This window comes from Streptomyces sp. NPDC001933 (genome assembly GCF_042890955.1).
Lineage (GTDB): Bacteria > Actinomycetota > Actinomycetes > Streptomycetales > Streptomycetaceae > Streptomyces.
Genome location: NZ_JBIASS010000066.1, coordinates 1 through 11646 on the forward strand (window position 1 = coordinate 1; position 11646 = coordinate 11646).

General features: G+C 67.7%; 11 protein-coding genes and 3 pseudogenes. 7 read left to right on the forward strand and 7 right to left on the reverse strand.

Features of this window, described 5'->3' with window-relative positions; genetic code table 11:
• Positions 1 to 135 precede the first annotated feature (135 nt).
• The 3 pseudogenes from ACFYY7_RS44155 to ACFYY7_RS44165 form a co-directional block, all read right to left on the reverse strand.
• Positions 136 to 429 (reverse strand): annotated as a pseudogene (locus ACFYY7_RS44155) (integrase core domain-containing protein); the annotation flags it as partial.
• 7 nt (positions 430 to 436) lie between these two features.
• Positions 437 to 682 (reverse strand): annotated as a pseudogene (locus ACFYY7_RS44160) (IS30 family transposase); the annotation flags it as partial.
• 146 nt (positions 683 to 828) lie between these two features.
• Positions 829 to 1197 (reverse strand): annotated as a pseudogene (locus tag ACFYY7_RS44165) (IS982 family transposase); the annotation flags it as partial.
• 300 nt (positions 1198 to 1497) lie between these two features.
• Between ACFYY7_RS44165 and ACFYY7_RS44170 the strand changes: the two are divergent.
• The 4 genes from ACFYY7_RS44170 to ACFYY7_RS44185 all read left to right on the forward strand — a co-directional run bounded on the left by ACFYY7_RS44170 (position 1498) and on the right by ACFYY7_RS44185 (position 4907).
• Entirely contained in the window at positions 1498 to 2802 is a 1305-nt protein-coding gene (locus ACFYY7_RS44170) for an alpha/beta hydrolase family protein (RefSeq protein WP_388671736.1), read from the forward strand.
• A gap of 204 nt (positions 2803 to 3006) precedes the next feature.
• On the forward strand, positions 3007 to 3804 hold the full coding sequence (locus tag ACFYY7_RS44175; RefSeq protein ID WP_388671739.1) for a hypothetical protein: 798 nt from the start codon (positions 3007 to 3009) through the stop codon (positions 3802 to 3804).
• A 409-nt stretch (positions 3805 to 4213) separates the two neighbouring features.
• The gene (locus ACFYY7_RS44180; RefSeq protein WP_388671741.1) at positions 4214 to 4501 is read left to right on the forward strand and encodes a hypothetical protein; all 288 of its coding nucleotides are present in this window, start codon (positions 4214 to 4216) and stop codon (positions 4499 to 4501) included.
• Positions 4502 to 4607: 106 nt separating this feature from the next.
• Complete coding sequence (locus ACFYY7_RS44185) at positions 4608 to 4907, forward strand: hypothetical protein (protein ID WP_388671744.1); 300 nt, start codon at positions 4608 to 4610, stop codon at positions 4905 to 4907.
• Positions 4908 to 5047: 140 nt separating this feature from the next.
• Here ACFYY7_RS44185 and ACFYY7_RS44190 read toward each other — a convergent pair whose 3' ends face one another.
• Positions 5048 to 6379: a pentapeptide repeat-containing protein gene (locus ACFYY7_RS44190; protein WP_388671747.1), complete on the reverse strand. Its 1332-nt coding sequence runs from the start codon at positions 6377 to 6379 to the stop codon at positions 5048 to 5050.
• Between the two features lie 370 nt (positions 6380 to 6749).
• Here ACFYY7_RS44190 and ACFYY7_RS44195 point away from each other — a divergent pair, with 370 nt between their 5' ends.
• The gene (locus ACFYY7_RS44195; protein ID WP_388671750.1) at positions 6750 to 7592 is read left to right on the forward strand and encodes a M23 family metallopeptidase; all 843 of its coding nucleotides are present in this window, start codon (positions 6750 to 6752) and stop codon (positions 7590 to 7592) included.
• Here the strand turns inward: ACFYY7_RS44195 and ACFYY7_RS44200 are convergent.
• Positions 7577 to 8428, reverse strand: a complete 852-nt coding sequence (locus ACFYY7_RS44200; protein ID WP_388671753.1) for a nuclear transport factor 2 family protein — start codon at positions 8426 to 8428, stop codon at positions 7577 to 7579. The genes ACFYY7_RS44195 and ACFYY7_RS44200 overlap by 16 nt on opposite strands.
• A 500-nt stretch (positions 8429 to 8928) precedes the next feature.
• Here ACFYY7_RS44200 and ACFYY7_RS44205 point away from each other — a divergent pair, with 500 nt between their 5' ends.
• Positions 8929 to 9384, forward strand: coding sequence for a hypothetical protein (locus ACFYY7_RS44205; RefSeq protein ID WP_388671757.1), 456 nt, complete (start codon positions 8929 to 8931; stop codon positions 9382 to 9384).
• On the opposite strand, the gene ACFYY7_RS44210 is transcribed toward ACFYY7_RS44205, so the two are convergent.
• Positions 9366 to 9764 carry a hypothetical protein gene (locus ACFYY7_RS44210; RefSeq protein ID WP_388671760.1) on the reverse strand — a complete coding sequence of 133 codons (399 nt, stop codon included), beginning with the start codon at positions 9762 to 9764 and terminating at the stop codon, positions 9366 to 9368. The two genes, ACFYY7_RS44205 and ACFYY7_RS44210, sit on opposite strands and share 19 nt — an antisense overlap.
• 124 nt (positions 9765 to 9888) lie before the next feature.
• Positions 9889 to 10458: a hypothetical protein gene (locus tag ACFYY7_RS44215; RefSeq protein ID WP_388671763.1), complete on the reverse strand. Its 570-nt coding sequence runs from the start codon at positions 10456 to 10458 to the stop codon at positions 9889 to 9891.
• A 447-nt stretch (positions 10459 to 10905) separates the two neighbouring features.
• Between ACFYY7_RS44215 and ACFYY7_RS44220 the strand changes: the two genes are divergently transcribed.
• Positions 10906 to 11493, forward strand: a complete 588-nt coding sequence (locus ACFYY7_RS44220; protein WP_388671766.1) for a histidine phosphatase family protein — start codon at positions 10906 to 10908, stop codon at positions 11491 to 11493.
• The last annotated feature ends 153 nt before the right edge of the window (positions 11494 to 11646 follow it).

An 11646-nucleotide genomic window follows, 5' to 3' on the forward strand; every position in this document is an offset into this window, starting at 1 on the left:
CTTCATCGAGAGCTGGTACAACTTGCACCGACTGCACAGCAGCCTCGGCTACCGCAGTCCCGCCGAATACGAGACCGCACTCGCAGCCTGACCACCACACCAACGGTGTCCGTCAAAGCGTAACAACACCGGGTTTCATGCGACGAGTGACAGCGTACGTGACGTGATCAGTCGTTGTTCGAACTCGGCCGGTGTGAGATAGCCGAGCGCGGAGTGGCGGCGGCGGAGGTTGTAGTACGTCATCCAGCGGAAGAGCTCGAGCCGGGTGTGCGCCTTCGAGGTCCAGCGGTATCCATGGAGCAACTCGTGCTTGAGGCCCTGGAAGAATGACTCGGCCAGGGCGTTGTCGTAGCTTGAGCCGACGCGGCCCATGCTGCGGCGGATGCCGTGCCGGCGGCAGACCTCGGCGAAGGCGGCCGAAGCGTATTGCCCGGACTCAATCGGTTGTCGCAACACCGGCTTCTTGAGTCAAGAGTAGGTGTTCGTTGAGGGCTTCAGCGGGTGTTTTCCATCCGAGGGTTTTGCGGGGGCGGCTGTTGAGGGCGAGTGCAACGGCTGCGAGGTCGTCTGTCTGCCATCGGGACAGGTCCGTGCCCTTCGGAAAGTACTGCCGCAGCAACCCATTCGTATTCTCGTTCGTGCCGCGTTGCCACGGGCTGTGCGGGTCCGCGAAGTAGATCCGTGCGCTTGCCGCCCGCGGCACGATGGAGCGCGACGGCGTCCTTCCTGAACTCCTCCGGATACGGAGACTTGCGCCCCACCTGGACATCCCTCCCTGGACCATCGAGATCCATTGTCAGGGTGTCCACTCCAAAGGATCAGCCTCACTGACCGCTTCACCGTGGGCCTGGACATGCCGCACGGCACCGGGGTGGAGTCCAGGTTGTCGAACCAGAAGTCCGTGTCGGCGGCGAGTATCCGTATCGCCTTCTTGACCAACGGCAACGCGGCCCGCAGCCGCTTGTTGTATCCGGACTGTTGGGGCAGGTACGGGAATATCGAGGTCAGGTGCGCGTTCGCGTATCGCAGCCAGCGCGCCTCCGAGTGGAAGCCGAGGAACGCCTGTGCGACGGCCAGGCAGATCAGTTCAGAGTCCGTCAGCCGCGGCGGGCGGCCCATCCATCGGTCCACCTTCAGCTCATCATCGATCTTCACGTAGAGCGCGGTCAGGAGGGCGTCCAGGCTGTCGTCATGCATCTGACGATCTTCGTAGCACGGCGCAGGTCATCTGGCAGACATGCTGACGTGCCGCAGCGCCACGCGGGCCGCATCGGGCGTACCTGCAGATTTCCCCAGGTGGTGGGTGGTGCTGGCCCCCTTCACGGCTGGCGGGCCTGCCGTATGGGACGCAGCCACCCAAGACAGCAAGATCGCTGAGGGCCTGCCCGAAGCCTTCGGGCGGGGGATCCTTGGAGATCGGGGAGCGGTATGCGGGCGCGGTGGGTCATCTGTCTGGTTGCGGCGCTGGCCGTCCTTGTGGGGGGAGTCGGGGCGGCCGTGGCGGAGCCAGCCGGGCAGAGCGGCGAGCAGAATGTGGAGCTCCGCAGTGGGGAGGTGACGCTGCGCGGCACGGTGACGGTGCCCGCCGGGCCGGCGGGGCGGCGGCCCGGGATCGTGTTGGTGCACGGTGCAGGCCCGGAGACGCGGGCGAAGTACCAGGCCGAGGCCCGGGCGATGGCGCGTGCCGGATTCGTGGTGCTCAGCTACGACAAACGCACCGCAGGCTATTCGCTCACCCAGCGGTCCTACGCCCAGCTCGCCGACGACGCCCTGGCCGGTGTCCAGTTGTTGAGCGGGCGTTCCGATGTGGACCCCGGCAAGATCGGGCTCTGGGGATTCAGCGAGGGTGGCTGGGTGGCTCCGCTGGCCGCCGCGCGCTCGACGCGGGTCTCCTACGTGGTGCTGGTCGGTGCGTCCGGGGTGTCCCCGGCCCGGCAGCAAGCATGGCACCTGGGCAACAAGCTCCGGCACGAAGGCGTTTCAGGATCACTGCTGGGAACCGTACCGGTCACCGGCACGCGGCTCACGAGGGATGCCGGTCTGTTCCCCGAGGCGGACTACGACCCGCTGCCGACCCTGCGGCGGCTGCGCCAGCCCGTGCTCGCCCTGTGGGGCAACGACCAGCAGTCACCTCCCGCGGAAAGCGCCACTGCCATCGAGCAGGCACTGCGCGACGGCGGCAATACCGACGTGACTCTCCGCTTCTTCCCGCACGCAGATCACAAACTGCATACCTCACCCGACGGCTTTCAACGGAACGAGGAACTCGTACCCGGCTACGTTGACACCATGGCGTCCTGGGTCGCTGGACAAGGCCACCGGGCCAACGACGCCCTGCCCCGCCAGGCCCGGCAGAGTCACGCTCTGGCCCCGCTCCCCGGATATGAGGCATCCGGGGCACAGGCCGCCGTCTTCGTGTTCATGGCCGCCTCGTTTGCCGCATATCTGCTGGCGGAACTCGCACGGCGGCTGCGCCGGCGCCCCGCTGCTCCCGGCGCGGGCCGGGCACCACGATGGCTGGCCGCGACAGGACTCGCTACCGTACTCGGCTTCCTCGGCTACTTCGGATTCGTGACGATGACACTGACCACCGGCCCGGTCCTCGGCGGCCGCCCGGTGCTCTGGCTCCTCCTGCAACTCCTCACGGCCGGGGTGGTGCTGGCGGCCGCGGCCACAGCGATGGGCTGGTGGCGGGCCCGGTCCTCGGCAACGGGCCGGACCCGCGCCCGCCTCGGGCTGCTGGGGCTCACGAGCACAGTGTTCGTTCCCTGGGCCCTGTTCTGGGGCCTGATGATGCCGTAGTTGACGCGCTCCCGGACGGCTTGGCAAGCACCACGAGTGCACGACGCCCACCTCGACATAGGACTTGATCGTCTAGATCACGCCTTCACCGGACCGGGCAGCACTTTTATGCCCACGCCTTGCTCAGGGGCGGCAGAACGCTGCCCGTGCACCGCCAGCGAATGGCCATCGCGACCCCCTGCAGGGGCCAGCACATCCCCATCTGTGATGATCGCTCCGGTTGACGAGGAGGACATGATGGGTGACTGGGAAGAAGAGCCTACGGGCCAGCACCGCCTGGACGGAGGTGGTGTCCGGTTCCGGACCGGCGATGTGCTGACGCTCGAATGCCCACTCACAGAGACCACAGTCGCTTCGGTCTCTCGCTTCTACGTGTCCGTACGGTGGCCGTGGAACGACGTCGATCCGGAGGCGCACAGCTTCTGCTGGAACGGCGAGACCGCGCTGCCCACCCCGGAGGCCTTCGACTGGGACCGTACCTACTTCCGTACCGTGCCGGCGGAAACAGACATGAAGGCCGGCGACACCTGCCTTGTGGGAATCGCGCCGACGGTGGTGCATGTCGCGTCCGTCCACCACTTCGATCCCCCTCTGGTGACCGGCATGCTGCCCCGCCCAGCCTGCTACCTCGAAATCCTGCGGCAGGGCGAAGCCCACGATCCCGAGCTCGAGGACCAGGGATATGCCCTTGACCCGGTCGGTGGTGAACCGATTCGCATCGATTTGCTGTTCCGCCCCTACGCCTTCCTCGAGGCAGGCGACGAAATCGTTGACCATGACGGGCATGCCTGGCGGTTCGACGGCCCCTGGGACTGGCATCTCTTCGACGGCCAGCAGCCCGCCATCCCGGCCTGGCCACTGGAGCTCCTCTCCCGCAACGGCGATCCGACACCCGAGGACACTGCGACGGTCGCCCAGCAGACAGGGACAGGCAGCCACGAAGAGGAGCTGCAACGTTGGGCCCGTCTCGCTCTCGCCAGGCCAGCCTCCAACCAGCCGTAGTCGAACCAGGCCCGAAAGCCCACCCCCCGCTTCCTTCATTGGTGGCATGCGCACCTACCGGTGTCGCTGAATTGCGCACGCTGCAAATACCGACCCTTCACCAGTGCCGTCGCTAGACCACCGAAGCCCTGATCGGCGGTGTTACCGGCACACTCACCCACCCCCAGATCCTCATTCTGGGGCGGACCGACGCCGACGGACGCCTGCGCGCGGTCGGCCGCACCACACCCTTGAAACCGGACGCCGCCCGCCAGGTCGCGCAGCACCTCATCCCGGCCGGGCTCCGGCCCTGCTCGCCGGATGCGGTGGCGATGACGGCCGTGAAGAGCCGTCTGCGGCCCCTTCGGCCGCCTCGACGCCCGCGCCCGCGACGTCCTCGGCCGACCCGCAGGCGGCGGAGAAGACGGCGGTGCTCGCCGCGTTCGACGCGATGTGGACGGAGCGGACGAAGGCGTACGCCAAGGCCGATGCCAAGGGCACCCGGCTGGAGAAGTACGCCACGCTGGACGCGCTCGGCCGCATCCGCAACGACCTGGACCGGATGAAGTCGGCAGGGACGGTCGTGCGCGGCGAATCCCGGCAGGAGCACGCGACCGTGACGGCGCTTGACCTCACGTCCAAGAGCCGAAAGCGACCATCACGACGTGCGTCGACCTGTCGGCGTACGAGCAGTACAGCACCCAGAAGAAGGCAGTGATCCCGCTGCCGACCAACCAGCCAATGCGCTACGCCGCCAGGGCCACGCTGGAGAAGTGGCCGAACGGATGGATGGTCACCACCTACACCCCGGAAGGGGGACGCCCGTGCTGAGGCGGGCGGCGGCCACGGCCGTTGTCCTGGCGGGCGTCCTCGCCCCGGCCGCGCACGCCGACGGCGGGGGCGGCGTCTGCGAGGGCGCCGGCATGGACGTGACCGTGTGCGCCTCCGACGACACGGCCACACCGGGCTCGTCCGGTTCCGAGGAGCAGCAGGAGTGGCGGCGTCGGGAGCAGGCGCACGCCGCGCTGCGGTGGAAGATCCAGCCGCAGCGGTCGTCGTCGGCGGCTCTGGTGCACCGCGGGGACTGTGCCCTGTATCCGGTCGAGGGCGGATTCCTCACCTGAGAAGAGGTGGTGATCGCCTTGGCTGAGCCGAGCATCGAGGCGTGCTAGATCTGCAAGCCTGAGACGGGCCTGGGACGGGTAGGGCCGTACGGACGGCCCGACAGCGTGCCCTCCTTCTCCAACTGGTGCCTCCTTCCGCGCTATGGATTTGAGGGCAACCAAGCGGGGGAAAGGATGACCGTCGCAGGAGCAGGAGTACCGACCGCAGCGAGAAGCCCATCGGGGGCCTGACCCGTCGCACGGTCGAAGTCCATCCTGCCGCCGGAGAACCTCGCGGCGTCGAAGTTCACCGTGCTGCCGGAGAATGTCGCGGCGCGGAAGGAGACCGTGCTGCCGGAGAATGTCGCGGCGCGGAAGGAGACCGTGCTGCCGGAGAATGTCGCGGCGCGGAAGGAGACCGAGCCGCCGGAGAACGTCGCGCTGCCGAAGGAGACCACGCTGCCGGAGAATGTCGTGCCGCGGAAGGAGACCGGGCTGCCGGAGAACGCCGCGTTGCCGAAGTACACGGTGCTGCCGGAGAACGCCGCGTTGCCGAAGTTCACCGTGCCGCCGGAGAACGCCGCACTACCGAAGGACACCTCGCCGCCGGAGAACGCAGCGTGACTGAAGTACACCTCGCCGCCGGAGAAGGCCGCGTTACCGAAGTCCACTGTGCCGCTGGAGAACTCAGCGCCGCGGAAGGACACCGTGCTGCTGGAGAACGTCGCGTCGCGCAAGGACACTGTGCCGCCAGAGAACGTCGCGTCGCGGAAGGACACCGTCCCGCCAGAGAACTCAGCTTCGTGGAAGGACACGGTGCCTTCGGAGAACACCGCGCCGCGGAAGGACACTGTGCCTTCGGGAAACACCGCGCGGCTGAAGTCCATGCTGCCGTCGATCGTGACGTCGGTGAGGTCGAGGTCGCAGCCCTGCCAGGAGCGGTGGGTTCCCTTGGGGCGTCGGTAGTGGTCGCCGATGAGACGCAGAATCGTGTGCCGGACCTTGCGGAAGGCCAGGTAGTGGTGGTGCTCCTCCTGGTGGGCGGGGTCCTCACCCGGGTCGGGGGTGAAGGGCAGCTGGAGGTAGGCGCACAGGACGTCGATGCAGGTCTGGCGCAGGTCTTGGCTGGGGGCGTCATCGGCAAGGCCGGCCAGTGCATGGACCCCGCCGAGCCGGACCGCGGGTGAATCGGATCCGAGTTTGTCGACGGCCTGGGAGAAGCGCTCCGTGTGCAGCCTGGTGGCCTCGCGGTGGGCGCCGGCCTCGTCGACGCGCTGGCGACGGTAGGCGACGACCAGGGCGACGAGCGCACCGGCCCCGGCGACCACCCCGAAGGAGAGCTTCACCAAATCGAAGAGCGTCTTGGCGTCGAGCTTGGCGGCGGTGTCGATCTCCTTGAAATCGAGCAGCACCAGCAGCCCGTAGAAGATGCCGCCCGCGACCAGGACCGCAGCAACGAAGGCGAGAGTCAGCGCTCGGCCGACCCTCCACAACCGCAACTCCCGTTCATTCGAGGACCGTGACCTTCGACTGGATGTCATGACGATGAAGACAAGGCCCTGAAGCCAGCGGTTGCAACCAGCCCGAGACGCTCAGTAAGTATGTGGGCCGAGCGCCGCCCGACGCATCCTCCGGCCTCTGTCGCGTTCTGTAGCGCAGCCGATACCAACGCATCCCGAGGCTGACACGATCGTGATCGTGGGTGTCAGCACCTGACGCGGCATCCTGTTTTGCCAGGTCAGAGACGTGCGACCGTGGATCCCCATGACACCCAGTCCACCGAGTACCGCACCGTCCGGCCGGCAGACCAGGACTCTGGAATGCTGCGCCCACCTGTAAGTCCCCCATCGAAAGGCCCCCCACATGCCACAGTCCCTGTGGAAACGCCACGGCCTGGTGCTGGCCGCCGGCGCCGCGTGCATCCTCGTCAACGGCAAGGGCATCGGGCCGTTATGGCTCGTCGGGCTTGCCCTGCTGGTGACAGGTCTGCTGATGCGGCGGGCGATGACGCGTGCCCAGCGCCCGCCGAGCGAGGAGGCCCCGCCGTTGGCACTGGACATCCCCGTGAACGGCCGCTGGATGGCCCGTAACGGGCCATCCACCAAGGTGCCCAGCCACACTCACAACTTCGCTCAGACTTACGCCATCGACCTGGCCCGCCGCCCGGCTCCGGAACCCGTGTGGCTGTGGCCGCCGACGCGGCGCCCCGAGTCCTACCCGTCCTTCGGTGAACCGCTGCTCGCGCCTGTGGACGGCCGGGTGGTCGCCGCCGCTGACAGCCAGCGCGACCACCTGACGCGTACCTCTCTGGCCGGCCTGCTCTACGTGCTCCCGGAGGGCTTCGTGCGTTCCCTCGGTCTGCCGCGCCACCTGCTCGGCAACTACCTGATCCTCGACTTGGGTAACGGAGCGTACGCCGTCTTCGCGCACCTGCGGCGCCACTCGCTGAAAGTGGGCGTCGGGGACCACGTGACGGCCGGTCAGCCACTCGCGGAGTGCGGCAACTCGGGCAACTCCTCCGAGCCCCATCTGCACTTCCAACTCATGGACAGCCCTGACATCACCTCCGCCCACGGCCTACGCTTCACCTGGCGGTACCAGGACGACGACGGCCACGAGCACGAAGGCGTACCCGCCGACAACACCTGTTTCGTCCCCGTCCGGACCGCCCCCGCCGACTCCTCAGACCCCTACGCCACTTCATAGCCGGGATCGAGCGTGAAGCGGACCGGCCGGACACGGCCGTCAGGGGCGAACTCGCCGAAGGCGAAGACTTCCCGCGGCCGCGCCGGATTCCCGTCCCGGCTGGTGGTGTAGCAAGCCGCGAAGCGGTTGCCCTCTCGCAGCGTCTCGTGCACGTCCACCGGATAGGTGTGGCCCAGCTTGCGCCCCTCCTCCAGCGCCTTCAAGACGCCCGAGCGCTGCATCACCTTTCGCCCGACCTGGTGCAGCGCGTCCAGAGTGTGGAAACGGTCGTGCGCCTCGGCGGCCGGCACCGTCACGTCGTACCCGGCCGCGTAGTAGGCCCGCAGGTAGTGCGCCGGGTCCTGGGCGGGCGTCGGCTCCTCTCCCTCGGCGGGCGGCAGTGCGGGCGAGGTACCCGGCGCGGGGCGGGCCGCGCTGTCGAACGGCTCGTCCCGGTCGCGTCCCGACCAGCCGGGCCGGGTGGCAGAGAAGGAGATCGTACGGGCCACCCGCCCGTCCTTGGCCAGTTCGGCGAAGACGGCCGCTTCCGTAGCAGACTGGATCTTCCCCAGCATGGGCGTGCTGATCGTGTACCGGGCTGCGGCGCGGCGTCCTTCCACTGTCACTTCGTGGATGTACAGCTCGTACGACGCCCCGAGGGAACGCCGGGAGCGGAGGCTGCCCAGGATTTTCTCGCGGTCCCAAATCCGGCCGTTGACCTGGTGCGTGCCCTCGGGCAGGTGATAGCGGTCCCAGACCTCCGCGACCGGGTCGCTGCCGTCGATGGCATCGGCATGGTAGGCACGCAGGTACCCAGCGAAGTCCTCCGCAGCGGTGGGGCGGTGGCTGATACTCATGACGCTCTCCTGCTTTCCTCTGTGGGGGTCGAACTGTTCTCTGTGGGTGGAATGACGCTCCCCGCCAATCGGAGCCTCGGCATGGGACCCCGACCGGCGTATTTCGGCTCTTGCCGGGCTCGCGCTGACCGCCACCCCCGTGACGGAGATGGGCTCCACCGCCCGCGGCGCGGGCGCCAGCGGCGCCACCCACCCCATGACCGTCAACGAAAACCGTCATCGCGATGCTGCGCCCGAAGCCGGACCTTGCCCCTCCTCGCCCGACTCCGAAAGATCGGGCTTCCCTCCGAGTCCGGTCGTTGCGCGGCCCTGCTCGACATCTGCACCACGATGCCGGCGGGCGTCCTCGAACGGCTCCTCGGCATCAGCCCCGCCGCTGCCGACCGATGGGCAGCGGGAGCCGTCAGAACCGCCTACGCAGGCGAGGTGGCCAGCCGATTAGAGGGCTGAGACCGATACGCAGCGCCCGCGTCAGTTCGACTGCCTGGCATCATGCTCGGGTGGCCCACGACATAGTGTTCTTCCTCGCCCTCGATGACGAGACCGCCGCTGCGACGCGCTTGCGAGGACCGAGTGAGGCCTTTGAGTCTGTGACCTGCCATTTTATTGAGCCGGACAGTGCCATCGCCGAGTGGGACATGTACTTCGAGGCGCCTTCGGCCGAGGCCCCGACGCTTGAGCAGCTCTATGCGTGGCGGCCGTGGCCGGAGTGGGTCACCGCCCCCTTGAACGATGGCGTTGAGGTGCTCGCTCTGCCGAAGCGGCTGACCCGAGCGCTCGGCAAAGCGACTGCCGCCGAACTCGAAGAGCTCGCAACCCGCTGGACTACGCGACTCCGGTCTGAGGACGGCGACGATATGACCGACGATGATCTCCTTGTGGTCTTGCAGGACGTTGCCCGCCTCGCAGCGTCTGCGGCGAATACGGGTGGCGGCCTCTACAGCTGGAGCTTCTGACCGTCCCCCCGCGAGGGCCGCTCGTTCTTGACGCCGCTGCACGCCAGGAGCTCGGTCCCAGTGGCGCCGAAGTACAGGGTGAAGAACCAAGATCGATCTGCTGCGACGATGTTGCCGGTACGCAGCTGCTCATCGCGGTGCCGGGTGCGGAGGATCTCAACGGTCTCGTCAAGGCCGACGGTCATCAGGCCGATCTTCAACGACCGCCTCAGCCTTGTCGCAGCGATGCCAAAGACCATCCAGTGCGGGGCCTGTCCGTCGTAGAGCATGACCTCGCCGCTGGTGGCGATGGCGTCGCTCGCTGCTTCGCAGGCACTGGTTTGGCCTTGGAGCATCGCGGTGATGTCGGGCTGACTTGGGTTTTCGTCCTCGGTGGCCATGCGGCGACTGTGGGGAGCGAACGCGGGCGTTGCTACGGGATTCGGCCTGGCCTGCACGGGGCCGTTGGGCCGTGGGGAGCCATCAGGCCGCCTACCCGGCGGAGGACGTCCGTCGATGACGATGCTACTTCGCGCTGATGGCCGCAGCCTGTGTGCGGCATCGTTCCAGCCCTGCAGTCACCTCTTCGTGGTCCGGGCGGTCCTGGCTGGCCAGGAGTTCGCCAGCCGCGGTCATTGCTGCCCAAAAGTCGCGTGGTGAGCCGCGCCCGTCCCGAAACCGGGTTTTGGCGAAGTAGAGGAAGATCTTCGTGAGCTCCCCGGTGCGAAACCACGCGAGCAGGCCGCCGGGATAGCCTCCGCGGGTACCAGCAGCGGTTCCCAAGAGATCGCGGATGCGCTCCTCGTGTTCCTCAAGTACTCGGTCCACGATGAAGACGTGCCCAAACGTGAGAACGAAGGCGAGGTCCTCCTCCTCACCCACCGCGAAGTCTGAGAAGAGTGGCTCGACCTCGCGGAGCCGGGCCTCGGCGTCAGTCCGGGGCACCCCCAGGGCCAAGCACACGGCCAACAGACAGACACCCCATTTGCCGGTCCTCGCGGCCAGCTCGGCGAAGACCTCCTCGTCGCTTTGCCCTGCGGCGAGCATCTCCTGCGCCTCCAGAACCAGCGCGCCCTCGCCCTCCCCGTGACCCATAGCGAGAGGCTATCGCGAAGGTGCGATGGCCGAGTCGGCCGTGATTCCCTCGCTCACCGGGGCAGCACGAAGCTTCCCAGCCAGCGGGGTGTGAAGCGCAACAGAGCCGGATTACAGCCCTATTCCACACACTCGAATATCCGAAGCTACCGACATGGATGAAGCTCATGCGCCAGACCGAGTACGCCAAGCACGGCAGCGGTGCTCCATATGTCGATCAAACCGCCCACATCGCCGCTCTGGCAGTCGCCGCCCTCGCCGTCACCGGCCTGAGCTAGTGCTCTGACCGCAGGTTCGCCGAGTTGGTGGTCGGGGCGGTTGGATGTGCGGTGACGTCTGACGTCCTCGCCGCCCAACGCAAGGAACGTGCCCGCATCCGCAGCGAGAGGGGCTCCGCTGGGGCGGACGCCCTCTCTAGGCGGCCTGACTATGAACGGCAGAGCGAAGATGCCGATACAGCTCGTCTACGAGACCCACGCCACCACCACCGACAACGAGGCGGGAATCGTCACCGGTTGGCGACCGGGCGTCCTCTCATCGACCGGCCGCCAGCAGGCCCGGGAAGTCGGGGACCGCCGCCGCAACGACGGCATCGCGGCGGTGTTCACTTCCGACCTGCGCCGCGCCGTGGACACCGCGCGGATCGCCTTCGCGGGCACCACAGTGCCGATCCACCAGGATCCCCGCCTGCGTGAATGCAACTACGGGCGCCTCAACGGCTGCCCGCAGGCAGCTCTTGCCCCACTGCGGAGCCGGCACATCGACGAGCCGTTCCCCGGCGGCCAGAGCTACCGCGAAGTTCTGGCCGCCACCGAAGACTTCCTCAGCGACCTGGTCGCCCGGTGGGACGGCAGCCGCATTCTGCTGATCGCCCACTCGGCCAATCGATGGGCTCTGGACTGCTTGCTCACCGGTGCCGACATCGAAGATCTCATCCAAGCCCCGGCCCGCTGGCAGACCGGATGGGAATACACCGTCCCACCGACTGGCCCGCCACCGGCGCAACCCGGCAGACGTTCCCGGTCAGAGCACTAGTAGGGCTTGGTCATGTTGGTGCGGGGTCTGGCATGTCGCGGTGACAGGTGGGGCAGGTGCCGGTCCAGGTCGCGATGAGTATCTGCAGCTCGCGGACAACTCGGTAGAGGCTCAGGCCGACGCCGTCTCTTTTGGGGATCGGGTCAGTCGCTG